The sequence below is a fragment of the Algoriphagus sp. 4150 genome (assembly GCF_031457395.1).
GTDB lineage: Bacteria > Bacteroidota > Bacteroidia > Cytophagales > Cyclobacteriaceae > Algoriphagus.
Map to the genome: position 1 here is coordinate 60,515 of NZ_JAVDWS010000013.1, position 25,315 is coordinate 85,829.

21 protein-coding genes are annotated in these 25,315 nt (G+C 43.0%); 9 read left to right on the forward strand and 12 right to left on the reverse strand.

All coding sequences use genetic code 11. From position 1 onward, the window contains the following. The first annotated feature begins 158 nt into the window (after positions 1 to 158). From J2X69_RS16175 to J2X69_RS16190, 4 genes are all read left to right on the forward strand, one after another. On the forward strand, positions 159 to 980 hold the full coding sequence (locus J2X69_RS16175) for an SDR family oxidoreductase (protein ID WP_192085314.1): 822 nt from the start codon (positions 159 to 161) through the stop codon (positions 978 to 980). Further along, positions 981 to 4,862: an AAA domain-containing protein gene (locus tag J2X69_RS16180; protein ID WP_310105483.1), complete on the forward strand. Its 3,882-nt coding sequence runs from the start codon at positions 981 to 983 to the stop codon at positions 4,860 to 4,862. 142 nt (positions 4,863 to 5,004) lie between these two features. After that, positions 5,005 to 5,340 (forward strand): transcriptional regulator, encoded by a 336-nt coding sequence (locus J2X69_RS16185; RefSeq protein WP_310105486.1) that lies wholly within the window; start codon positions 5,005 to 5,007, stop codon positions 5,338 to 5,340. A gap of 1 nt (position 5,341) precedes the next feature. Further along, positions 5,342 to 5,473, forward strand: a complete 132-nt coding sequence (locus J2X69_RS16190; RefSeq protein ID WP_310105489.1) for a hypothetical protein — start codon at positions 5,342 to 5,344, stop codon at positions 5,471 to 5,473. 8 nt (positions 5,474 to 5,481) lie between these two features. On the opposite strand, the gene J2X69_RS16195 is transcribed toward J2X69_RS16190, so the two are convergent. The 4 genes from J2X69_RS16195 to J2X69_RS16210 all read right to left on the reverse strand — a co-directional run bounded on the left by J2X69_RS16195 (position 5,482) and on the right by J2X69_RS16210 (position 8,389). After that, entirely contained in the window at positions 5,482 to 6,603 is a 1,122-nt protein-coding gene (locus J2X69_RS16195) for an ATP-binding protein (protein WP_310105492.1), read from the reverse strand. Between the two features lie 105 nt (positions 6,604 to 6,708). Then, entirely contained in the window at positions 6,709 to 7,593 is an 885-nt protein-coding gene (locus tag J2X69_RS16200; RefSeq protein WP_310105495.1) for a DUF72 domain-containing protein, read from the reverse strand. Positions 7,594 to 7,618: 25 nt separating this feature from the next. Further along, on the reverse strand, positions 7,619 to 7,957 hold the full coding sequence (locus tag J2X69_RS16205; protein ID WP_310105499.1) for a YdcF family protein: 339 nt from the start codon (positions 7,955 to 7,957) through the stop codon (positions 7,619 to 7,621). 9 nt (positions 7,958 to 7,966) lie between these two features. Continuing rightward, a complete protein-coding gene (locus J2X69_RS16210) occupies positions 7,967 to 8,389 on the reverse strand; it encodes a hypothetical protein (RefSeq protein ID WP_310105502.1) in 423 nt (140 codons plus the stop codon). Positions 8,390 to 8,575: 186 nt separating this feature from the next. Here J2X69_RS16210 and J2X69_RS16215 point away from each other — a divergent pair, with 186 nt between their 5' ends. Beyond that, the gene (locus J2X69_RS16215) at positions 8,576 to 11,521 is read left to right on the forward strand and encodes an FAD-linked oxidase C-terminal domain-containing protein (RefSeq protein ID WP_310105504.1); all 2,946 of its coding nucleotides are present in this window, start codon (positions 8,576 to 8,578) and stop codon (positions 11,519 to 11,521) included. 137 nt (positions 11,522 to 11,658) lie between these two features. Here J2X69_RS16215 and hutG read toward each other — a convergent pair whose 3' ends face one another. Next, on the reverse strand, positions 11,659 to 12,615 hold the full coding sequence (gene hutG / locus J2X69_RS16220; RefSeq protein ID WP_310105507.1) for a formimidoylglutamase: 957 nt from the start codon (positions 12,613 to 12,615) through the stop codon (positions 11,659 to 11,661). Positions 12,616 to 12,955: 340 nt separating this feature from the next. Here hutG and J2X69_RS16225 point away from each other — a divergent pair, with 340 nt between their 5' ends. After that, positions 12,956 to 13,570: a Uma2 family endonuclease gene (locus J2X69_RS16225; RefSeq protein WP_310105511.1), complete on the forward strand. Its 615-nt coding sequence runs from the start codon at positions 12,956 to 12,958 to the stop codon at positions 13,568 to 13,570. Between the two features lie 215 nt (positions 13,571 to 13,785). Here the strand turns inward: J2X69_RS16225 and J2X69_RS16230 are convergent, their stop codons facing one another. The 3 genes from J2X69_RS16230 to hutH form a co-directional block, all read right to left on the reverse strand. Next, the gene (locus J2X69_RS16230; RefSeq protein WP_310105513.1) at positions 13,786 to 15,789 is read right to left on the reverse strand and encodes a urocanate hydratase; all 2,004 of its coding nucleotides are present in this window, start codon (positions 15,787 to 15,789) and stop codon (positions 13,786 to 13,788) included. Between the two features lie 96 nt (positions 15,790 to 15,885). Further along, positions 15,886 to 17,124 (reverse strand): imidazolonepropionase, encoded by a 1,239-nt coding sequence (gene hutI / locus J2X69_RS16235; protein WP_310105515.1) that lies wholly within the window; start codon positions 17,122 to 17,124, stop codon positions 15,886 to 15,888. 327 nt (positions 17,125 to 17,451) lie between these two features. Continuing rightward, positions 17,452 to 19,017, reverse strand: coding sequence for a histidine ammonia-lyase (hutH, locus tag J2X69_RS16240; protein ID WP_310105517.1), 1,566 nt, complete (start codon positions 19,015 to 19,017; stop codon positions 17,452 to 17,454). Between the two features lie 98 nt (positions 19,018 to 19,115). Between hutH and J2X69_RS16245 the strand changes: the two genes are divergently transcribed. Then, on the forward strand, positions 19,116 to 19,982 hold the full coding sequence (locus tag J2X69_RS16245; protein ID WP_310105520.1) for a LysR family transcriptional regulator: 867 nt from the start codon (positions 19,116 to 19,118) through the stop codon (positions 19,980 to 19,982). A 102-nt stretch (positions 19,983 to 20,084) separates the two neighbouring features. Continuing rightward, a complete protein-coding gene (locus J2X69_RS16250) occupies positions 20,085 to 20,927 on the forward strand; it encodes a helix-turn-helix transcriptional regulator (protein WP_310105524.1) in 843 nt (280 codons plus the stop codon). On the opposite strand, the gene menD is transcribed toward J2X69_RS16250, so the two are convergent. From menD to J2X69_RS16265, 3 genes are read right to left on the reverse strand one after another with little or no spacing between them, the layout of a single operon-like run. Continuing rightward, positions 20,905 to 22,590, reverse strand: a complete 1,686-nt coding sequence (menD, locus tag J2X69_RS16255; protein ID WP_310105526.1) for a 2-succinyl-5-enolpyruvyl-6-hydroxy-3-cyclohexene-1-carboxylic-acid synthase — start codon at positions 22,588 to 22,590, stop codon at positions 20,905 to 20,907. The genes J2X69_RS16250 and menD overlap by 23 nt on opposite strands. Next, on the reverse strand, positions 22,587 to 23,804 hold the full coding sequence (locus J2X69_RS16260) for a chorismate-binding protein (RefSeq protein ID WP_310105529.1): 1,218 nt from the start codon (positions 23,802 to 23,804) through the stop codon (positions 22,587 to 22,589). Before J2X69_RS16260 ends, menD begins: the two co-directional genes overlap by 4 nt. Continuing rightward, positions 23,804 to 24,226: a hotdog fold thioesterase gene (locus tag J2X69_RS16265; protein WP_310105531.1), complete on the reverse strand. Its 423-nt coding sequence runs from the start codon at positions 24,224 to 24,226 to the stop codon at positions 23,804 to 23,806. Before J2X69_RS16265 ends, J2X69_RS16260 begins: the two co-directional genes overlap by 1 nt. 52 nt (positions 24,227 to 24,278) lie before the next feature. Between J2X69_RS16265 and J2X69_RS16270 the strand changes: the two genes are divergently transcribed. Then, complete coding sequence (locus J2X69_RS16270; RefSeq protein WP_310105533.1) at positions 24,279 to 24,902, forward strand: histidine phosphatase family protein; 624 nt, start codon at positions 24,279 to 24,281, stop codon at positions 24,900 to 24,902. On the opposite strand, the gene J2X69_RS16275 is transcribed toward J2X69_RS16270, so the two are convergent. Continuing rightward, entirely contained in the window at positions 24,886 to 25,302 is a 417-nt protein-coding gene (locus tag J2X69_RS16275) for a hypothetical protein (RefSeq protein ID WP_310105537.1), read from the reverse strand. The genes J2X69_RS16270 and J2X69_RS16275 overlap by 17 nt on opposite strands. Between the last annotated feature and the right edge of the window lie 13 nt (positions 25,303 to 25,315).

The following is a 25,315-nucleotide window of genomic DNA, read 5'->3' on the forward strand; positions in this document are numbered from 1 at the left end:
TTCTGAATAAGAAAACTTAAAAATTGAAATTTTGGTTAAAAGTTGGTTCAGTAGGAATGTTACTAATTGATTGGGATATTGGATGAATCAATTTAGATAGTCTTCGAAATCCGAACTTGAAATTTAAAAATCACAAATTCAGTATCTTTGAATCATCAATGAAACAAGATAGTCTTAAAGATAAAGTAGTTATTGTCACAGGAGCCACCTCGGGAATAGGAGAATCCTGTGCCAGAGTTTTTGGAAAAACAGGCGCTAGAATCGTTATTACGGGTAGAAATCAAGAGAAATTGGATGCCAGCAAGGCAAAATTGGAAGCAGAAGGGATAGCTGTTTTTGCGGTTTTGGCCGATGCAAGTGTGGTGGATGACAATAAGCGAATGGCTGAAACTGTTATTGCGGAATTCGGCAAAATAGATATCTTAATAAACAATGCGGGGATTTCGATGCGTGCACTGTTTGAAAATCTTGATTTCGAAGTCTTTCATAAGGTGATGGATACGAACTTCTGGGGGACAGTCTATGCCACCAAGTTTTGTCTGCCCTCAATTGTTGAAAATAAAGGTACAGTAATAGGGATTTCTTCCATCAACGGTTTTCGCGGGACACCCGCCAGAACTGCCTACACGGCCAGTAAATATGCCATGAACGGATTTTTTGAATCATTACGGACTGAGGTGATGAAAAAAGGAGTACATGTCTTAGTGGCTTGTCCCGGGTTTACCGCCTCAAATATTCGAAAGAATGCGCTTACCGCACATGGATCTTCTCAGGGAGAATCTCCCCGGGATGAATCAAAAATGATGAGCTCAGATGAAGTTGCCGAAGAGATTTTGATGGCAACTTTAAAAAGAAAACGTGATTTGGTGCTGACCACCCAGGGTAAATTATTGGTGTTTTTGAATAAATGGATGCCGGGTAGGTTGGACCATATTGTCTATAATCAGATGGCTAAGGAAAAAGACTCACCTTTCCATTAAATGCCTGAATCAATTTTTCAGACTTACCGGAATCGATTGGTAGACCTGTCTTCCAAAAACAGGTCACTTTATTTGCCAAAGACTGAGGGGTTTGGGGTTGTGGATCTGAAAGAGTTGGATTTTTTGAATGGAGAAAATAGCTTTGAGATCATAAGAAAGGCTATTTCCTCAAAAAAAGCATTTCCTTTAATTCCCGAATCTGATCCTAGGCTTGCCGGTGTTAATACGTATTCAAAGATATTTTCAAGACTTTCTTTTCGGGATCAGCTGACCAAAGAAGAAACCGGAGAGCGGTCCCTATTCCTGGGATGGCCATTTGTGGAAGGGAAATTAATCAACGGGCAAGTTCTTAGAGCCCCATTGTTACTTTTGAGTGTTGATCTTCAGCTCGATAATGGACAATGGATTCTTTCAAAGCAGGATGAATGGCAATGGAATCCGGCTTTTCTCTTGGCTTATGGCCAAGGCTATGGAAAGACTTTGGATGTAGATTTTTTGAATGAGTCAGTGCAAGAGCTGTCGACTGATGCCACAGCATTTAGAACTGGGTTTTCCAAGATTCTCCATGACAATTTCTCCATTCAGCTAAGCTCTTCGCTGTTTGAAGATCAGTTGATAACCTTTCCTGTTTCGCAAGTGAGTGTGGATTCAGGCAAATTTCAAGATGGAAAGCTGGCGTTGAAAAACTATGCCCTGTTGGGCCAATTTGCCCAAAAGGGCAATTATCTCTTTGCGGACTATGAAAAACTGGAAAGCGGGTTTGGGGAAATAGGCTTGGAGGAGTTGTTCACCAAGCACTTTGTGGCTGGTGAAAACCAGCCCTTACTTAGAGAAGAACAGCTTTTTCCTGTATTTCCTTTGGATGCTTCCCAGGAAAATGTCTTGATGAAAGTCCGGCAGGGAAGAAGCTTGGTAGTGGAAGGGCCTCCGGGAACGGGTAAGTCTCAGTTGATCGCAAATTTAGTTTCTGACTATTGCTCAAGAGGCAAAAAAGTACTGGTAGTTTCTCAAAAGAGAGCAGCTTTGGACGTGGTAGTTGAGCGGTTGGCATTGGCCGGTTTTGGTGATTTCCTAGGTCTGGTGCATGATTTCCGGGCAGATCAAAAAGTTCTTTTTCGCAAGGTAAAAGCTCAAATCGAAGCTATTGAGTCTTATCAGGAGCAGAATAGAGGCATTGATTCTATTCAGTTGGAGCGGGAGATTTCTCAGTACTCCAAGGTGATTTCCAGACTTTCGGAGAAATTCGAGGTTTTTCGCACGGCTTTGTTCGATGCGAAAGAGGCTGGGATGCCCATTAAAGCTATGTATTTGAAGGCAGATTTGAAAAAGCCGTTTTTTGAGTATCCAGATCTAATAAAGTTGGATTATCAAAAAGCACAGGATTTTGATAAGGCCTATAAAATTCACCACTCCTATCGGTTGCAGTTTAAAGATTCTTTTTGGGAAAAGAGAGTCTCATTTGCCCATTTCGAGCCGATGGTTTTTCCGAGAATAGCCCAGAGTTTGAACGAAATTGAGTCTTTTAGAGTAAAATGGACAGCTGAAGATTCTGATATTCACTTCGAAAAGCTGGCTAGTCAGATTTTGGCAACTGCTGATTTTGCATCAGCTGTAAATTTGCTCAATGACAAGCTAAAGCGATTGGAGAAACCTGAATTAGCCATTTCGGCGATTTTTGATTCGAAGGTTCGATTAGCACTGGTCAAGGTTTACAATTGGATGTTGTCCTCAATCGAAAAGCTTCAGCAGCTTTCATTTGGAATATCGTCCAACCCCGAAAATCTTTCCGCTCTTGAAACTGAACTTGATATATTGGAAGCAAAATCAAGTTCATGGTTTGGGAGAATCCAGGTTCAATTAAATAAGAGCAAATTCCCTTTGACTTTTGAAATTCTGGACAAATCGAATCTGAAACTTGATTCAAAAACCATATCGGATATTCGTACTGAACTTGAGACTCTCAAAGGATTAAGTACTGAATTTGTGGAGTTTTCAAAAATGGAAGAGGTAGAGTCTGCTGAACTTTCTGCTGAAGGGTTAAATAATCAGCTGGGATTATTGTCTCCGATTCTTGATTGGGTTGATTTATGGGAGAGTAGGCAGAAGTTGTATTCATTGGCTTGCCGGACAGCAGGTGGTTTTAAAGCCCGGCTCGACAAGGTTTGCGAGTTTTCGGAATCATTTCAGAACTCATCGATCAACTGGAAAGCTTACCTAAGTGATGATCAGATTTTGCATGTTTTCCACAATGGGACTGTTGCGATTGGTCCTGAATCGAACTTAAACCGGATTTTTTCGGAGCTTGTGGCTTTTGATAGATTTCTGGAAAATTCCTGTCCGATTACGATTTCACTTGCTGAAAAACTGGGAATTGAATATCCTGAATCGAGTAGTAAGGATCAGCTGGGGGTATTTTGGAATTCATGGTATTTGGCGTGGATAGCTTATTTGGAAGCCAAAAGTCCTGTTTTGGCAGAAGCGGGAAGTCTCGCGATGCATCATGAGTTGATAGAATTGAAAGAAGCTATTCTTGAAAAAAGGAAGATTGCCAAGCATATTGCTTTGCTTAGACTTCGGGAGCAGATCACAAGTGGACTGGAATTTAACCGTCTGGGAAATCGACTGACTTATCGGAATTTGCTTCATCAGGTTAGTAAAAAGAGGCAGCGTTGGCCGATTAGGAAGTTGCTGGAAGAAATGGGGGAAGAGGTCTTTCGCTTATTGCCCTGTTGGTTTGCCAGTCCTGAGACAGTTTCTGCGTTGTTTTCATTGGAGCAGAACTTTGATTTGGTGATTTTTGATGAAGCATCACAGTGCCGGGTAGAGCGTGGGCTGCCCTCCATGCTACGGGGCAAGCAGGTGGTAATTGCGGGTGATTCCAAGCAACTTAGACCTTCGGATTTCTATCAGGTAAAATGGGAATCTGATGAGGAGGGGTTGGAGTATGAGGCGGAATCCCTGCTGGAGTTGGCTGGGGATATTTTCGAAAAACACCAACTAAAAGGCCATTACCGCTCAGCTGATCCGGCGTTGATTCATTTTTCCAATACACATTTCTATGAAAATAAGCTGGATACTTTGCCTGATTATGCGACTTTTATTACTGCCGGTCCGGCATTTACATGGGAGAAGATCGAGGGGATTTGGATTAATCAGGTAAATAAAATGGAAGCAGATGCGGTTGTTTTGAAAGTCGAAGCTATTCATCATTCATCACCTTTGGATAGCATCGGGATCGTGACGGGAAATTATTTTCAGATGGAATTGATCCGTGAAAGGCTTTGGAAAACGGGTTTCATAGATGTGGAAATCAAAGTGCGAAATATAGAAAATGTGCAGGGAGATGAGTTTGATCAGGTGATTTTGTCTTTGGGTTATGCTCCAAATCCAGAGGGGAAATTGGTCACTAATTTTGGATTGCTAGGTAAGTCAGGTGCGGAAAACAGGCTGAATGTGGCCATCACCCGGGCCAGAAAGAGAATGCATGTAATTTCCAGTATTCAACCTGTTGATTTTCGCCCCGGTCAACTTAATAATCCCGGATTGGTCTTACTGCGGGAGTTTCTTTCTTTTGTGCAAGCACAGAGTAAAAATCCTTCCAGTGCTTTTACCGCATCTAAAAACGGGGGCTATGAGATTGATTGGAGCTTAAAAAACAAGCTACTGAAATCTGAAATTTTTTATTCTGAAGAGATTCCCTCTACTTTAATGGACTTGATAATGAAAGATGCTGACGGCGGAAAGAGGGCTGTACTCACAGATGATCAGCGATTTTTTAATTCGTCTACAGCAAAAGCAGCTTTAGCATATCATCCTATCTTGCTTGAGCAAAAAGGCTGGAACTATGAGTGGAAATGGAGTCGATCTAATCTCTATTCTTAAATCAATTTTTGAATGATTAATCAGTCGTTAAGTCTTATATTGTCTATAATGACTGATTAATCATTCATTAATAATATTGAATTATGTATGATAATTCAGTCATTAATTCGTGTATTTGTAGATAATGAATGATAGTTAAGTCATGGATTACAATCAGCTAAGTGATACTGCAATTCTCTATCAGCTTGGACGCTTTGTGAAGCATCATCGGATGGACCAAAATAAATCCCAAGAGCAGCTGGCTACTGCTGCGGGGATCAGTCGGTCTACTTTGAGTCTTCTGGAGCGCGGTGAAAAAGTCAATCTAATAACCTTGATTCAGGTGCTTCGGGTGTTGGATAAGCTACAGTGGCTTGAATCCTTTGAGGTGAAGAAGACGATCAGCCCCATAGATTACATCAAGCTTCAAAAGAAGCACGAAAGACAGCGGATTCGTAATTCGGGTATGGCAGCAGAAAATCCTCCTTCAGAATGGTAAAATGAACATTAAAAAACCTGAAGAAAAGATCGCTGCTGTCGTGACTGCCATCAAAAAATGGAAAGAGTTTGCTGAGGAGGCAAGAGTGGATTCGGAATTGCGGGATGGTATCGCTTCTACGCTTTTGGTATGATATGCATCTTATAGTCGGGCCATCCATCTGGCAAGCTGGACTTCATGGACAAGGTAGTAGTCTTCGTCTTTGATGACTAATTCTAGTTTTTCCAATGCTTTCAGTGCGGTTCTGACTGTGCTTGCAGCGCCTAAGTTGTGCTTTTGGAGAAAGTCCTTGCCCATTGGATTTTGTAGCGGCTCTTCTTTGGCGATAGCGCGAAACACATTCCATTGGGCCTTGGTGAGCATTTTTTGGAAATTGGCAAATATGGATTGCTGTTGGGTCAGAATCTGGTCAAATACGATGTCAACAGTAGACTCGGTTATTTTTTTATAATTGGAAAAAAGCTGGTTACAAACTAGCTGAACTGTGTAAGTCTGGCCGCGACTCCAAAGGTAAATCTTCTCAATCGATTCTGGGCTGATTGTCTTTTTAGCGGCTTGGAAATGATGTAGGATAAATTCTGTGTATGCAGTCAAGGGGATCGGCTGCAGTGATTCCAATTGTGAACTTTGATAAAACGGCCGCTTTTTCTCCGTAAACATCGCTTCCATCAGTGTCCTGTGACTGCCACTGAAAATGAATCTTACTCCAGGAATCTGCTGCACCCAAGCTCGAAATACAGCTTCAGCCTTTATATTTTCATAATCGACAATCTGCTGGAACTCATCAATGGCGATTACTATCCTCTTTTTTCGTGAAAGCAGAAATTCTCCCAAGGCTTTGAGGGATTGGTATTGCTGCCCCTGCTTGATGATCCCAAGGGTGATTTCCGGCAAGCCGGAAAGCGCATTGAAACTGATAGTTGCACCGATGGAGCCGAATAGCTTTTGTATTCCCGCGCTTAGCCCTGATGTGGTTTTGCCGTATTTTTCATAAATAGCTGAAGCGATAGATTGGATAGCTTCATCCATATTCTGGGAGGCAAGCAGGTCTATGTAAATCGTTTCGTACTCTTTTGAAGTTTCCAATTCTTCAAAAAGGCGATGAATAAGGGCTGATTTACCTAGTCTTCTCCAAGCATAAAGCACTACATTTCTGTCATTTTTAATATGTGAAACAAGTGTTTTTAAATCATTTTCCCGATCACAGAAATAGTCTTTTCCTTGATAGGTGTTGATTATGAATGGATTAAAAGGGGCTTTCATGATTTCCGATGTTGAAATGACGTACTTTACGTAACGTGTTTTACGTGACGTAAAGTACGTCATAAATATTCAGATCATCAAATAAGCCTTAATTAAAATCACCTTTTAAAACCCGAGTGGATTGCCGGGAGAATTGGGGGTTTTCAGTGAAAGTCCAAGTTCCTTGTTCAGTAAGTTGATGAAATGCTCTGCAAGTAAAGGTGATTCCTTTTCCACATTCTGATGGATGAAGAAATAGAGCTTTTGTAGGCCTTGGGATCTCCAAACTTTGATTTTTTCCACCCAATCTTCAAGTCGCGTATAATCACTCGCATGATTGGCTCCTACGTATCGGATGAAAGCGGCATCATTGGAAAGCCGCATATGCAGCATGTCTCTACGTGCAGCCGCATCCACGATGATATTGGTGATGTTATTTTTCTTTAAGATTTCGTAGTACGCATCGAATACTTCTCCTTTAAACCAGTCTTCATTCCGTACCTCGATTGCCAGTGGAACTCCTTTGGGAAAGTCTTGTACGAAGCTTTCCACCCGATCTATAAACTTCGGTTTGAAATTGTCAATCATCTGTAGAAATACCATCCCCAGTTTCTCCTCAAACATGCTCACAGAATCGGCAAATTCATCGGTCAGGTTTTTTACGTCATTAAGCCTGCGGTAATGGCTGACGGATTGCGGGATTTTCGGGAAAAACTTGAAGTCTTCCGGAGTCTTTTCTTTCCATTGCACGACCTGGTTTTTATCAGGTGAATTGTAAAAAGTAGCATTTAATTCTATCGAATTAAACTGTCTGGAATAATAGGTCAGCTCATCTTTGGTTCCTCTGGGGTAGAAGCCTTTGAGGTCTGATTTGTTCCATTTGGCGCAGCCCACGTACACTTCAAAAGGATCGTCACTTTTGAAGTGTTTTAGCGTTTTCGCCGTATCAGGATGATCCGCCGGAAGGGTGAAGTCAATTTTCTCGGGTTGGTCTGTGCTGCCAAATTTCATAGTGGATGTTTTTGATAATCAGAACTCAAATATACCCAACTAGCTTGTACACCAAAATTCCGATCCATTCCTTTGACAATTTGTGCCAGATAAAGATGGAATATGGATCTGGAAAGAGTAAGGTAGGGATGTCGTATTTGGTATCATGGCTGTAGTAGTCGGTGGGAAAGGATTCTGTTGCCAAACCTACTTTGTCGAAGCAGGCTTGCGCCCTTTTCATATGAAAAGCTGAAGTAATCAGAATAAATTCCTGATCTATATCGATTCCTTTTTCTTTTAAAAAAGTCTTGGTAAATAGGGAGTTCTCGTATGTGTTTTTTGATTGATCTTCGATCATGATATCTTCAGCCGGAACTCCTGTCATCAAAAGAAATCACCGGAGGACTTCAGCTTCGGACTGAGGATTTACAGGGTTTAATCCTTGTCCGCCCGTAATAAGAATTTTCTTGATTTTTCCTTCTCGGTACAGCTGCAATGCATGCGTGATCCGATCAGCACCTTTATTGAAGAAAGTACGGTCATCTGCTGTTTTGCTCAGGTTTGTTATACCGGTAAGCACAATACCGATTTCTTGATTTTTCACTTTACCGAAGCCCTTAAATTTGGGTTCCCAAGCCAGCATTGCTTGATTTGCAATAAATTGATTGGAGAAAAACAGAAGCAAAGTTATTCCGGCCCAAAGACTTTTCTTTCCCCATTTTCTTTTAATGAAAAAAGCACCTATGATAATCAATAGGACCGTAATGGTAAGGGGAAGAGCAAGGAAACTTAAAAACTGGGAGAGGTAGAAGAACATGAAGTTGTTTTGAGATTTGTCGTAAAGAAAGGAGGGAAATGATCAATTATCAATTATCAAATTCAATGTACAATTATCAAGTGGGGTATGCTTTGAAAATTGAGAATTGAATTTTGTCTATTGATCATTTCCAAATTCTTTTGCCTTACTTTTCCTTAAATCCATCACATCGGCTTATTTTTGGGCATGAGTTCAAGCCTACCTAACCTTTTGCCTTTGCTTCAAGAACTTTCGGCCCAGCTGGAAGGAACCTTGCAATTTGACGCGCTTACCAAAACCCTGTATGCCACCGATGCATCAGTATATCGGGAAATGCCTTTGGCTGTAGCTTTCCCGAAATCCGAGTCGGATATTCGGAAACTGATACGCTTTGCCTCTGAAAATGGAACTTCACTAATTCCCCGTACTGCAGGTACTTCACTGTCAGGACAGTGCGTGGGGAATGGGATAGTGGTGGATGTATCCAAGCATTTTACGGAAATTCTGGAATTGAATGTGGCTGAGCGATGGGTACGCGTACAGCCGGGCGTGGTACGTGATGAACTCAACCGGTACCTGAAGCCTCATGGGCTTTTCTTCAGTCCTATTACTTCCACTGCCAACCGGGCAATGATTGGCGGTATGGTGGGAAATAACTCTTCCGGCACTACCTCCATCGTCTATGGGGTGACGAGAGATAAGGTGATTTCATTGGATACTATTTTGAGTGATGGAAATTCAGCGAAATTCGAAGAGCTTACAAAGGATGAGTTTCAGCAAAAAACCAAGCTTCAATCACTTGAGGGCGATATCTATAGAAAAGTAGTTGAAGAATTAAGTGATCCGGAAGCTCGGCAAGAGATTCATGCACAATTTCCGAAGAAGACAATTCACCGGAGAAACACAGGCTACGCGGTGGATGAGCTGCTGAAAGCAGAGGTTTTTGAAGGGCAGGAAAAATTCAATTTTTGCAAGTTGTTAACCGGTTCTGAAGGGACTTTGGCCTTTACTACTGAGATCAAAATCAGTCTTGACCCACTTCCCGAACCGATTGAAATTGTAGTGGCGGCGCATTTTGAGACGATTCATCAAAGCATGGTCTCTGCTCAGACGGCGATGAAGCATCCGGCTACGGCTGTGGAGCTGATGGACAAAATTATTTTGGACTGTACCAAGGAAAGCATAGAATACGGCAAGAATCGCTATTTCGTGGAGGGCGATCCGGAAGCGATTTTGATGGTGGAATTCAGGGGACATACACTGGAAGAGGCTATGGCCAAAGGTGAAGCGTTGGTGTCCGATCTGAAAAGTTCTGGATTGGGATATGCCTATCCTATCATAGAACCTGCGATGGTTTCGGCCGCTTGGGCTCTTCGCTCTGCGGGATTGGGATTACTTGCCAATATCCCCGGCGATCCCAAAGCCGTGGCATGTATTGAAGATACAGCAGTGGATATCGAGGACTTGGCAGATTACATCGATGAGGTAGACGAGATGATGAAAGGCTTTAATCAGAAGCCCGTACATTATGCCCACGCAGGTGCCGGAGAGATACATTTGAGACCTATTTTGGATTTGAAAAAATCACAGGATGTGGAGGCATTTTATCAGATTTCCAAAGCTTCTGCTGAACTGGTGAAAAAATATCAAGGCTCACTGAGCGGTGAGCATGGAGATGGCAGAGTCCGTGCAGCGTTCATTCCTTTGATGGTAGGGGAGAAGAATTACAAGCTTTTTCGCAGAGTCAAATTCTCATGGGATCCCAAGAATATCTTCAATCCAGGAAAGATCGTGGATGCTGCTCCGATGAATGAATTTCTGCGCTACGAGCCGGATATGGAGACTCCCACCCATGATACGATAATGGATTTCTCACATGTTGGGGGGATTCTCCGTTTGGCAGAAAAATGTAACGGATCGGGTGACTGTCGTAAGCTACCGGGCTCAGGTGGTACGATGTGTCCGAGTTACATGGCTACCCGAAATGAAAAGGATACAACCCGGGGTCGTGCCAATACACTAAGGGAGTTTCTCACGATGGATAAAAAGGAAAATGCCTTCAACCATCCTGAGATCAAAGAAGCCATGGATTTGTGCCTTTCCTGCAAAGGCTGTACGGCTGAGTGTCCGTCCAATGTAGACATGGCAAGCATGAAGGCTGAATTCCTTTATCAATACCAAAAGACAAACGGTATCCCACTACGGTCAAGGATATTTGCCTATATCAATGAGCTGAATGAGTTGGGTTCTAAAACAGGTGGCTTGGCGAATTTTATGCTAAAAAATAGCGTGACAGGGGGAATGATGAAGTCTGTTTTGGGGGTTGCTCCTCAGCGGAATTTGCCAGCCATCAGCAAGATAAGTCTTCGTAAGTGGTACAAAAAGAACTATGCTTTCCTTCCTAGTGCGTCAAAGCAGCTTAAATCAATTTACTTCTTCGTCGATGAGTTTACCAATCACAACGATACTGAAATTGGAATCAAGGCGATTTCTTTGCTTAAGAAATTAGGCTATGACGTGAAAGTCGTGGATCATGAGGAGAGCGGTCGGTCTGCACTTTCTAAGGGCTTGTTGGAAAAAGCCAGGAAACATGCTGAAGCGAATGTGCAAATTTTTGATAAGCTTATCAGTGGAAATTCCCCGCTGATAGGCTTAGAACCTTCGGCTATTTTGAGTTTCCGTGATGAATATCCAAGAATAGTCAAGAAGGAATTGGCAGAGACTGCCAAGAAATTGAAATTTCATGTGAAGCTGATTGATGAATTTTTGGCGCAGGAGATCGCTGCCGGAAACATCAAAGCTGATTCGTTTACTTCCAAAACCCAGAAGATCAAACTTCATGGACATTGCCATCAGAAGGCGCTTTCTTCTATGACTTGGACCCAAAAATTATTGTCTTTGCCTGCAAATTATAGTGTGGAAACTATCCCAAGCGGATGCTGTGGGATGGCAGGAAGCTTTGGGTATGAAGCAGAGCATTATGAAGTTTCCCAGCAAGTAGGGGAGTTGGTGCTATTTCCGACGGTAAGAAAAGCAGATGCGGAAACTGTCATAGCAGCTCCCGGAACATCCTGTAGGCATCAGATTGCGGATGGCACAGGAAGAAAAGCCAAGCATCCGGTGGAGATCATGTGGGAGGCACTCAATCGCTGAGTTGATCTAATTCTTGCGACAGTGTGTTTTTTTGATCTCCCGCAAAGCAATAACCTATTCGCGGCTGTCTAAGTAGTTAAAGGGAGTATGACATATGGCTTTCAAGTTTTAAAACCTGAAAGCCATATCACTTATTCTTATGCCAATACCTTTCTTGCCACGTACTCAGCACATCTTGCAGCCAACCTTGCTGTCGCCTGATCTTGGTCGTAAGTAGGATTGAGTTCTACTACATCTATGGAAATAAGCTTTTTGCTGGATGCAAGTAGCTCAAAAACTTTAAATGCGAATTCTGGTCTGAAACCCATCGGAGAGGGAGCAGAGACTCCCGGGGCAAAAGCGGAAGAAAAACCATCCATATCTACGCTCAGGTAGATTTTGTCCACAGAATCCAGAAACCACAGGATTTTTTCCTGGATCACTTCCCAGTTGTTTAGCCTGAAGTCTTCCATGACCATCCATTTTGCACCAACTTTATCCGCAGTCTCAAAAAGTGATTTAGGAGTCACAGATCGTTGAATCCCCAAGCACAGGTATTGAAAAGTGTCCGGATTTTCTTCGGCAAGTTGAAGGAATGGAGATCCTGAATGACCCTTTCCGTCGATAGTCGGACGCAAATCAAAATGCGCGTCCATATTGATGATGCCCAATTTCTGGTTTTTAGCCGCCAAATGCTTGTAAATTCCTCTTCCGTGCGCCAACGCAAGATCATGACCTCCTCCTAATAATATAGGGAGATGATTTGTTTCCAGGAGGTTGAAAACAGTTTCGGTAAGTAATTCATGGCTTGATTCCAAATCGGAGCTTTCAGTGGAAATATCTCCGTAATCAAAGATTCTGCTTTTCTCAGGAAGGTGAAAAGCTAAAGCTCCTAAGTTCTTTCTTATGGCATTCGGACCTTCGGCAGTACCTAATCTTCCTTGGTTTCTTTTTACGCCCTCTTCACCTGCATATCCTAGGATACCTACTTTCGGAGAATCTCGATTCTCGTCCAGCTTGAGATCTTTTACCGGGATAGCGGCTTGATGCCAGTATTCTAGTGTTTCAGATTTTCTTCCAGTCCAAAGTGAAGAGTCGGGATTTTGATGAGGCATATAGAGTTTGTGATTTAATTTTATGCTAAATTATAAACTGCTGTCTGATATTTTAAATAACAGAAACAATGTATGTGGTTTTTAGGTAAAATTCAAAATGCGGTTTAGCTATGAAATCGAGCCTACCTGAGGCAGGCATGGTCACGTACCTACGCAACACACACTAGGATGATTATCCCATATGCGAGATTCTCCCGATGAAAAATCGGGACAGGCTATATGACCATTGAAAATCAAATTATAAACAGATGAAATCGAGCATGTCTAAGGCGACACACAGAGGGATGATTATTCAACGTGCGAGATTCCATATGACCATTAAAAATCAAAGTATAAACAGATGAAAGAATATAGAATTCCTCAGAAAGATAAAATTGATTTGGATGCTTTTCAAGAGCCAAATGAGTCCTTTGGTGGGTATAGCTATGCGGATTACCTCAAGTGGGACTTCGAAGAAATCGTCGAATTGATCAAAGGGAAGATATTTGCCAAAGCCGCTGCTCCCAACCGCAGACACCAGGAGGTTTCAGGTAATTTATTTGTTACACTTGCCAATTTCCTTAAAGATCAACCCTGCAAAGTTTATTCAGCCCCTTTTGATGTCAGATTCTCTAGAAATCCTAAAAATGAAAAGGTGAAGTCCGTGGTTCAGCCCGACATCTCTGTAATATGTGATCCCTCCAAGCTTGATGATAAGGGATGCTTGGGAGCTCCGGATCTGATTGTTGAAATTCTATCACCGGGAAATAGCAGGGTGGAACTTCAGAATAAGTATGAGCTGTATGAGGAATTTGGTGTGAGGGAATACTGGGTGGTTCATCCTATCGAATGTACGGTGTTGATTTACACGTTGGTAGACGGGGAATTCCAACCCTCCCGGCTTTTTACCTCAGGAGATCAAATTCAGTCCAGTGTTCTTCCGGGATTTATACTTGATTTGGGGGAGGTTTTATGATTCTTTTTTTCTTATAGTACTAAAAGTTCCCGCAGATTAACGCGGAAAAAGACGCGGATTTTCACAGATTTTTAGAAATCAAGTTGGTCACTGTTGTCCTAGTTTGTGTAATTCCACTGCTGGTTATCCTGCTTCTCCAGAAGCAGGATTTACTATAGTAGTGAGTCCAGATTACACTTTCCTCCCGTTTTTTAAAGTCCCAATTTCGGAATGTTTTACCCTAAAACAGATTTCAAAATATCATCATCCACCAAATTCGGCAACGTGACTTTCAATCCGGGACTTCTATCCATCTCACGCTGAATGGCTTCCAAGGAGCCTGAATTTCGGGCCCAGGCACGTCTTGCAATTCCATTGTTTACGTCATAGAATAGCATGGATTTCAGTTTTCTTTCGGCTTCCCCGCTACCGTCAAGCAGCATCCCGAAACCTCCATTCATCACCTCTCCCCAGCCTACACCTCCTCCATTGTGAATAGAAACCCAAGTGGCTCCGCGAAAGCTGTCGCCGATTACGTTGTGAATGGCCATATCTGCTGTGAATTTACTGCCATCGTAGATATTGCTTGTTTCACGGAAAGGAGAATCTGTTCCGCTGACATCATGATGATCGCGGCCTAATACAATTGGTTCGGAAATTTCCCCTGCTTCAATGGCATCGTTAAACGCTTGGGCAATCTTCGCCCTACCTTCCGCATCGGCATAAAGGATACGGGCTTGGGAGCCGACTACCAATTGATTCTTTTCTGCCTCCTCGATCCAGGTAATATTATCCTGCATCTGTTGCTGAATAGATGTGGGGGAATGCTGCATGATTTCTTTCAAGACTTGGGCAGCTAGCTGATCGGATTTCCTCAAGTCCCCGGCTTTTCCGGAAGTACATACCCAGCGGAAAGGTCCAAATCCATAGTCAAAACACATCGGACCTAGAATGTCCTGCACATAGGATGGATATCGGAAGTCAATGCCGTTTTTTGCCATTACCTCAGCTCCTGCTCTGGATGCTTCTAATAAAAAAGCATTTCCATAATCGAAAAAGTAAGTTCCTTTCTCGACATGTTTATTAATAGAGGTGGCATGTCTCCGTAGTGTTTCCTGGACTTTTTCTTTGAATAATTCAGGATTGTCGGACATCAGTCGATTTGACTCTTCGAAAGAAAGCCCAACCGGATAATATCCTCCAGCCCAAGGATTGTGAAGAGAGGTCTGATCAGAGCCAAGCTCGATGAATATATTTTCTTCATCGAATCTCTCCCAGACATCGACTACATTGCCGATGAAGGCCAGAGAAACCACTTCCTTATTGCGTTTGGCAAGTTGGGTTCGTAGAACCAACTCATCTAGGTTTTCAATCAATTCGTCCACCCAGCCCTGTTTATGTCTTTTTCTGGCTGCGGCAGGATTTACTTCTGCACAGATAGTGATACAGCCTGCGATATTTCCTGCTTTTGGCTGCGCTCCACTCATTCCGCCCAAGCCTGCGGTCAAAAATATTTTTCCTGCGGGAGTTTCTCCTGCTGCCAGTTTTTTTCTAAAAGCGTTCATCACCGTAATCGTAGTCCCATGCACGATTCCTTGCGGGCCGATGTACATAAATGAGCCTGCCGTCATTTGACCATATTGCGTCACTCCAAGTGCATTGAATTTCTTCCAGTCATCAGGCTTGGAGTAATTTGGGATCATCATTCCGTTGGTCACCACCACTCGGGGAGCTTCTGGAGAAGAAGGGAAAAGCCCCATAGGATGACCGGAATAGAGGTGGAGTGTCTGCTCATCTGTCATTTCAGACAGGTATTTCATCACCAAAAGATACTGCGCCCAGTTTTGAAAAACAGCTCCATTGCCACCGTAAGTAATCAGCTCCTCGGGATGCTGGGCTACAGCAGGATCCAGGTTGTTTTGGATCATCAGCATGATAGCCGCAGCCTGTCGGCATTTCGCCGGATATTCCTGAATCGGTCTGGCGTACATCTCATAGTCTGGCATAAATCTATACATGTAGATTCTCCCAAATTCCTTCAGCTCCGCTAAAAATTCATTGGCCAATTCTGCATGCCAATCCTGTGGGAAATAGCGTAAGGCATTACTCAAGGCAAGTTTTTTCTCTTCCTGCGAAAGAATGTCCTTACGCTTTGGAGCATGGCTAAGTGACTTGCTTCGCTCTTTTTTTAGAGGAAGGATGCTTGGAATGCCTTGTTGGATTTGCTCTTGAAAAACCATGAGAGTTACGATTTATTGATTTACGATTTACGAGATGGGTTTGAACTTCCAGCTTCATTCTCGAAGTTTTGTATCTGATTTCTAATGTCTAACGTCTTACGTTTTCCGGCCTTTTTTCCAGACCTGAGCCGGTTTGAGTTTTCCTTGTTGGTAAAGGATTTCTCTATAGTCAGAAGCAGGAAAAAGGTTGAAATCAGCCAGAAGCCCTGCTTTTAATTTTCCTCGATCTTCCAATCCCAAGGCAGCCGCTGCGCGAAAAGTAAGAGCGGAAAGCACTTCAGCTGTACTTAGCTTTTCGAAAGTCGCCAAAATAGAGGCTTGTGTCAGCAAGTCGCCCATAGGAGCAGATCCGGGATTCCAATCACTGGCAATTGCAAGCGATCCACCCTGATCAAGAATTTTTCTTGCAGGGGTAAATGCACAGCCTAATCCAATTGATGCGCCTGGAAGTGCAACAGCTAGTGTGTCCGATTTTGCCAAAAGTTCTATCTCGTTCTCTGTGGAAGCTTCCAAATGATCGGCTGATTTGGCACCGAATTTTACTGCTACTTCAGATCCGCCCGTAGTGAATTGGTCGGCATGAACCGTTAGATCAAAGCCAAATTCTTTTGCTTCTTGGTAATAGGAATTGATTTCTTCAGGTGAAAAAGCGCTTTGCTCAACAAATGAATCGATTCGATTGGTAAGCTTCTCCGATTTGAGGATTGGAAAAAGTTGCCCGGAGATTTCCTGAAGATATTCTTCTTTTGAACCCTCAAAATCTCTTGGCTTCATATGGGCGGCAAGGCAAGTCGAAATCAGATCAACTTTGGTCTGGATGTTTGCCTCTTTTATCGCCCGAAGCATTTTAAGTTCTTCGGCGACAGTTAATCCGTAGCCGCTTTTTACCTCAATGGTAGTTACTCCTTCACTTAAGTGTCGATTGGAATTTGAGACTGTTCTCGCGGTAAGTTCTTCTTGACTGAGATTTCTGGTTTGGGTAACGGTGTCCCAAATTCCGCCGCCCGCTTCTGCTATTTCCAAATAGGATTTTCCTGCATTTCGCATGGCAAAGTCTTTTGCCCTGCTTCCTCCAAAACAAATATGGGTATGGCAATCAATCCATCCCGGCAGCGCTACGAAATCTCCTTCCAGCTGAATTACTTCTACATTCAACTTATCAGCCTTTGCCAGTAGATCAGCGTAATCGCCAATCTCCAGAATCTTTCCGTCCTGGATTACAATTCCGGCATTCGTCAGGATTTCGAGTTGCTCATCTTTTAAAGCTCCTTTCAAAGGGAGTTTGTCCAGCGTGAGTAGTTGGGTAATTGGGCCGATTAGTTTTATTTTCTTCATAAGTGTTTTTCCCGCAGATCAACGCAGATTTTTTTCGCTGATTTTCGCAAATGACCTGCGCCTATCTGCGTCTTTTTCTGCGTTCATCCGTAGGCAATTTTAATAGTCAAGCATCTTACTCCATTCAGTTTGGTAAGGTAATCCTGCGTGAGTAGTTGGGACGATTAGTTTTAGGTGTTGTATTGTCTTGTTTCCTGCAGATGATTATTAGTTTTCCGGCAGATTTTCGCTGATTCATTTCGCAGATTATCATTATCACAGATTTTTTTGTGAATGATCTGCGCCTATCTGCGACTTTTTCTGCGGGAATCCGCGGGCAATTTTAATTTAACAGTCAAACATTTCACTCCACTCAGTTTCATAAGGCAATCCTTCCTCTATTGCCACTTGATTCGCTATCCTGATCAATTCACCACTTTGGATCATCTCAATTGCAGCTTCCATGTCTTCTGTCATTACCCGGTCATTTATTACAGGCGTGATGCTTTTACGCACATGTTCGTGGATGGCTGTCATCACTTTGCCAGACTTAAGCGGTGCATGGAAATCCATCGCTTGGGCAGCATAAAATAGCTCAATTCCCAGGATTTTCTCTACATTTCCAATTACCTGCAACGCTTTTCTCGCACCAATCGACCCCATGCTTACATGATCTTCTTGTCCCAAGGAAGTGGGAATACTGTCGGCTGAGGCAGGAAAGCAGAGTCCTTTATTTTCAGAAGCCAAAGCAGCGGTGGTGTATTGGGGGATCATCAAGCCTGAGTTCAATCCTGTCTCTTTCAATAGTAATTTGGGAACTCCGGGAGTGTCTCCTTCCAGAGAAAGATAGATTCTTCGATCTGAAATATTTCCCAATTCTGAAGCGGCAAGACAGGCATAATCCAATGGCAACGCAATAGGTTGTCCATGGAAACTTCCTCCTGAAATCGTATGGTCCTCGCCGAAAACGACGGGATTGTCGGTCACAGAATTGATCTCTGTTTCGATGGCCTCTTTCAGGTGAAGCCAGGCATTTCGTGAAGCCCCGTGAACCTGTGGCATGCATCGTAAAGAATAAGGATCCTGCACACGGGCACAATTCAAATGGGAATTCACGATTTCGGATCCGTTCAATAAATTTAGAATAGTCTGCGCTACATGTTTATTTCCGGGAAACGGCCTTAATTGATGCAATTCAGCAGAAAAAGGCTTGATCGAACCCATCAATCCCTCGATCATCATAGCTCCGGTAATGTCGGCATGGACGAGCAGATTATGCAATCGATCCACGACTTTTACTCCATAAGCAGCCATAAACTGGGTGCCGTTGATTAGTGCCAAACCTTCCTTTGGACCAAGGGAAAGCGCTGTCATTTCCAACTTTTCATATACGGAAGATGTAGCTTGAATAGCTCCTTCAAAATGCACTTTTCCCAACCCCAGAAGCGGTAAAAATAAATGTGAAAGTGGAGCCAAGTCCCCGGATGCACCCACTGAACCTTGAATAGGAACCACGGGAATTACATCATTATCCAGCATCCAAAGCATTCTTTCCAGCGTCTCTAATCGTATGCCTGAAAATCCCTGGGCCAAAGCCTGAAGTTTCAACACAAGCATCAGCTTTGAGATCTCCAAGGGAACTGGTTCCCCCAATCCAACTGCATGGCTTTTCAGTAGGTTTTCCTGTAAAGTCTGCGTGTCGGCTGCCGAGATTTTGCTGGTACAAAGAGGTCCAAAACCTGTATTGATACCATAGACAGCCTTTTCTCCCTTGGCTATGTTGGCAACGGCAGAAGCAGAAGCCTGAACTTTATCGCGGGTTTCCGGAGTTAAAACTCCTTTCCTCTGTTTTCTAGCGAGTTGCAAAGCTATGCTTACTGTTAAATGGTCTTGGCCGTATTGAAAAGCATTCATTATATGTGGGTTTAGATTCAGGGTCTAGACAAAGATACAAACCATGTATGATAAGTTTTGATATCATTTTTGTCATTATATGATACCTTTAAGGTATCATGGAGTTAAGACATTTGAGTTATTTCAAAGCCGTTGCTGAGGAGTTGAACTTCCGAAAAGCAGCAGAGCGCCTGTTTATTTCCCAACCTGGACTGAGCAGGCAGATCAAGCAATTGGAGGAAATATTGAAAGTGAAGCTTTTCGAGCGGGATCAAAAGCATGTGGAATTAACTACAGCGGGGATATTTCTGAAAGGCGAGGTTGATTTTGTCCTGAATCACCTTGAACTTACCGGAAGTCAATTGAAACTGATCTCTGAAGGGAAAATCGGGGAGTTGAGGATAGGATTTCTAGGGTCGGCATCCAATCAGGTATTGCCTGATTTACTGGCCAAACTCAATGCGAATCAGCCTTTGGTAAGTACTAGCTTGGAGGAGCTGAGCAATGCAGTCCAGGTGGAAATGATTGAAAAGGATAAATTGGATTTGGGCTTTGTCAGGCTGGCTTCGGTACCGGGTGATTTGGAAATGAAGGTTGTGCTGAAGGACAGTTTTTCGTTGGTGGTCCCAAAAGACCATCCAATTCATCAAGATGATTTTGTCTCAGTGTCTCAGTTTAAGGATGAGTCCTTTGTTCTTTTTTCCTCCGATTATAGCAATCTCTATTATGAGCAAATTATCGGAATTTGTAGGGATGCGGGTTTCTCGCCCAAGATCAGACATAAGTCTGTACACGCGTTGACGATCTTCAAATTGGTAGAAAATGAGATGGGGGTGGCGATAGTGCCTACGTCACTGAAGGAAGGTTATGAACTGAATGTACGCTTTATGGAAATTCCGAATATTCGCCAATTCACGGAACTTTCAGCCATCTGGAAAGCGGGGAATCGCAATCCTGCATTGAAGCAAGTATTGCCTTTGATATAGTCTAATCATTAAATTTGAGCATAAAACCAAAATGTCGGGCAAATGTCGGGTCAAAACCGAGCCTAGTTCGTCCTAAGTCACAATCCAATTCCGGAAATTGCCATGGTTAATCAAAAACTATTTACAATGAAGCAACCAGAACTTGGCAAGAAAATCTCTGAAATGAGAAAGGCAAAAGGATTGACTCAGGAGGAGTTGGTCGAACTATGTAACCTGAATGTGCGGACGATACAGCGCATCGAAGCGGGAGAGGTGACTCCGAGGAGTTATACGATCAAAGCGCTGTTTGAGGCGCTGGGAGTTGGGGAGGATGGTATTATGCCTTCTAAGGATTTTCCCAGAATTGCTAGAAGAGAAATGAAATGGATGATTTTGTCTTTTGTAGCGGGTATTATCTATTTTGTTTTGGGTTTTTTGGAGCTCCCGTTAGATATCAAGATGCTAACTGGCACAGGTGACCCAAACAATTGGAAATTGGTTTATTCAATTGTGAAAATATTATCATTTGTTTCATGTGTGGTGTTTATAAGTGGGTTTTTGACGATTTCGAAATATGAGGATAATTCTATATTAGGTATTGCTACGTGGGTTTTTATTATCGGTAGTGGAATATTGTCAATTTTTGATATCTCACTTTCATATTCAGAATCTTTTTCACACCAACTTTATTCTGTTGCCAAGCTTGGCACTGGAGGATTGTTATATTTGCTTTTAGGTTTCAGCTTTTTAAAATTCGAATCTCCATGGAAATCTTATTTAGGTTTTTTGGGGATTATTGGAATGATTACTGGGGTGTTATTATTGACTATTGTCGGTGCAGTTGGAGCTATATTTCTAATGGCTCTTTTTGAAATAGGATTACTCTATTGCTTGTTAACTTATATAAAGAAACCCGGGAGAACTTCTTCTCCCGATTCTACTTTTACTGCTGAATTGCAGTCTTGATTTTTTCTTTTACCGATTTTAAGATTTCCGCATTTTTCGGGCTGGAAGTCTCGATTTCCAAGATCTTGGGATGGAGGGAATCTGAGTAGAAGTCTACCAGGGAAGCTTCCAATTCTTCCTGATTCACCACTTTTGAATAGAAAAACCCAAATTCGGTTGCCAGATGGTTTGCGGACAAGGTCTGTTTGGTTTCGAAATACTCCTCCAGTTCCGGCTGATTTGAGGGCCCTTCGATCAACCGGAAGATCCCCCCCGCATGATTATTCAGTAGAATCACCCGAAGATTAGGCATGGTGTAGTTATGCCAAAAAGCATTGCGATCGTAGAAGAAAGCCATATCGCCCGTAATCAGTGTCACGATTTCCTTTGTGGTAAAAGTACATCCCACAGCCGTGGAATTCGACCCATCGATTCCACTGGTTCCTCTGTTGCAAATCACCTCCTGATTTCTCTTTCCAAGAAAATTTAAATAGCGTACAGCCATGCTGTTGGCAACGTGGATTTTGGAAAGGGAAGGTGTTTTACTCAGACAATTAGCCAATGCACCATATTCTCCGAAGACTTCACTCTGTAAGATTTGAGTCAGATTTGAGTCCACTGCTTTCTCGAGCGAATGCCATGCATGATAATATTCAGTGTCTTGGGGGCCGAGATTTTGGATCAGCCAGCTGAGGAAGTAGGCAGGTGTGGAGGTAATATTCCTTGTCAGTCGCTGATAGGTGTCTTTGGCGTTTACGTCGGTCTGGATATGCCAATGCGAAGCCTTAGTGCTTCGAAGGAAGAGCTTAAGTGATTTGGATATAATCGATTTGCCAAAGCTAACAATCAGGTCAGGTTTTAGATTTTCTGAGATTTCTTGATTTCCCAACCAGTGATCATGCAATGTGATGGTTTGGTCAGACTGAAGGTTGCTGATGGTATCTGTGACAATTACCGCTTTTTGGGTTTTTGCCAGCTGATCCAGTAAGTTCTGAAGATGTGGATCGGGACGTTGCTGACCGGGGATGATTACTATCCGTTGGACTGTTTCCAGTCTGTTTTTGAGTTTGATAAGCGATTCATCCGTAGGCTGGGTTTTGCTTTTCAGTAAATTAAATACACGAGGCTTTTCCGGAAAAACCAATTCTTCTCCTTTCTCCGGATAGAAAGGTTCCCGAAGCGGAATATTGATATGAACCGGTCCGCATGGAAATTGTTGAGCCAGATTGATCGCTTCATTTACAATTCGGGAGGAATGCCAGAGTTGATCCGGATTGGAAGAGAAGTCAGGTAACTGAAAACTCCCTTTTATATGCCTGCCATAGGCATCAGGCTGAAAAATCGTCTGTCCGTCATATTGATCAATCCATTCTGCAGGTCTATCTGCAGTCAAGATGAGCAGGGGGATTTGCTGGAAAAAAGCTTCCGCTACGGCCGGATAATAATTCAGGGCAGCAGATCCACTGGTGCAGACAAGTATTACCGGTTGCTCCAGCTGCTGTGCCATTCCCAGCGCTATGAAAGCAGCAGATCGCTCGTCAGAGATCGTTCTGGTGTGTATATGCGGATGACGGGCAAAAGCAAGTGTCAAAGGAGCACAGCGGGAACCGGGAGAAAGTATCGCGTTTTGGAGACCTTTTTTGGCGCAGATGGCGACTAGATCGGTAATTTGAGGAAGAATCAAGCGCTTGGGTTTTGAATGAATTTACCGATAATTTGACATTTGAGCTCCGTTTCTTCCCATTCCTTTTCAGGATCAGAATCTTCTGTCACACCTGCTCCGGCATAGAGCGTAGCTTCATTGTCATGAAGGCTGGCAGTTCTCAAATTGACATAAATGGAGGTACTTCCCTGAATATTCACCGGTCCCAGAAAACCTGAGAAAAAAGATCGGTCAAAGCCCTCAAATTCCTGTAGAAAATCATGCGCTTCACACCTAGGCATTCCGCATACGGCAGAAGTCGGGTGGAGGAGACTAAGCATGATAGAACCCAGTTCAGGGAAACCGGTTTCTTGCATATTGATTTTGAAATCGGATCGAAGGTGAAGGAGATTGCCCGCCAGCACCGTTTTTGGGCCATGTTCCTCATATTCCCGAAGTCGTATTTTCTTAAAACAAGAAACAATGTATCTGCTGACTAATGCTTGTTCCTCGATCTCTTTTTGAGTCCAGGCAACTGACTTGAGGGGATTGTCGCCCGTTGCTTTCTGCGTGCCTGCCAGAGACATGGTTGTGAATATATCCCCATTGGTTTCTATCAGCGTTTCGGGTGAAGCGCCTATCCAAGTGCCCACATGGGGAAGATGGAAGAAATTGATAAAAGTATTGGGATAGGAATCCATCAAACTCAAGAGAGTACAGCTCAGGTCAAAATTTGATGGGATTGAAACGGTCTTAGTACGTGCAGGGACGACTTTTTCCAGTTGTTTTCTCTGAATAGCTTCAATGCCCCTTTTGACCAACTGGATGAAATGGGTTTTGTCCTCACTTAGTTTGGAGGTTTGTACTTTACTTATCAGAGTCTGGTTAATCAGCAACTCTCTGATTTGCTCTGATGAAAGCCTTTCCTTATTATTCAATTGGATTTTGACCCATTCAGGAAGCTCGTCTATTCCGGGGGGATTATTGAGGTCAAAGGATAGGTGCTTGTTGGCTTTGATGAAATAGGCTTTTTTATCCTCTTGGTCCGCAAAAGGATGAACGATAAATCCAGGATCGAGCTCTTCGATTGACAGCTCAACTTTTGCCGGATTTGCAGTTTCATCAAGGACAATTTCAACGATATTGGATTTTGGCTTTCGCCAGATGGCAAAAGAGCCGCCGGAAGTCAGGCCCAATTGAAGCAGAAGTTGGAGAATTTCTGTTTTAGTATGTTTCGTAGTTACGTTGGTGTACATTACTTTTTGTCTAAAATCGCTAAGGTGATGCGGCTGATACAGCATAGCTGACCTTCCTCGTTTTTGATTTTGATTTCCCAGACCTGTGTGCTTTTCCCCAGATGAATGGGGGTTGTAGTTCCCGTCACCAATCCCGACTTCACACCTTTTAGGTGATTGGCGTTGATCTCCAGGCCCACACAGGCTTGTCTGGTCATGTCGATGGTGAGAGAAGCTGCCACACTTCCCAGCGTCTCCGCAAGTACTACATTGGCACCTCCGTGTAACAACCCCATGGGCTGTTTTGTTCTCTCATCTACCGGCATAGTGGCAGTAAGATGATCATCGCCGATTTCTGTAAATACAATGCCCAAGAATCCGGGCATGTTGTTTTTACCCATTTGATTGATCTGATCCAGTGAAGGCTTTTGAGGGAATACCATGAAAATTAAAGTAAATGGGTTTTCTTTGGGGTGCAGACAAAAATAGAGAATCTTGAATCGAAAAAAAATTTACTTAGTTAGACACGGACAGACAGATTTCAATCTTAAAGGCGTGGTACAGGGGAGTGGAATCGATGCTCCGATTAATGAAACAGGAAGAAAGCAGGCGGCTGCATTTTTTGAAGCTTACAAAAGCATTCCGTTTGATCAGGCATATTACACTGGATTGCAGCGTACCAAGCAGTCGATCCAATCATTCTTGGACTTAGGTATCCCTGCGGTTTCTACGACGGATCTCAATGAGATTTCTTGGGGAGATTATGAAGGGCTACCGATGTCTCCTGAAGAGAGTCAGTACTACCAGCATATGCTAGATCAGTGGCAGCAGGGAAATCTCGACTATTGTATTGCCGGTGGAGAAAGCCCCAACATTGTTGCCAAGCGTATGCAGCGCGGAATTGATACAATCATTGAAGGGCCCGGAGAAACCATTTTGGTGTGTATGCACGGGCGTGCGATGCGTATCTTTTTGAGCTTGATGATGAAGCAGGATTTATGTCACATGGATATGTTCGAACACAAAAATCTTTGCCTGTATCTACTCGAAGAAAAGGAAGATGGGGATTTTGAATTACTGAAAAGAAACGATACCGAACACCTTAAGGAGCTGGTGTAGGATTGCGCTTGTCGTTTTTCTTCTTTTGCTGACTTTCTTCGAATGCCGTGATGTAAGTGTCCAGAGATCTTTTGTTGGCAGTCATATCAACTACTCGAAATGCAATCTCCTGAAGTCTAATATCTTCCCCTTCATCTAAGGATATTAGAAATTGTCCGAGGAAGCAGGCGTCGAATTCGCATTTTGGAATATCAATGATCAGAGCCAATTCGGAATTTCCCGAGTAACTCCTTGTTTTAAAAGCAGAAGAAAATTGGGATTGTATCTCCTTTAAAGAGGTATTCAGCGATTTTAATTCCTTTGACTTAAATAATACCAAAAAAGTTTTGGGTTCAGTCTCATTGGCAAAAACTGAAACAGATAGAAACAGGGCAATAACTAGAATTCCAAGACTTTTCATAGCTCTCAATATA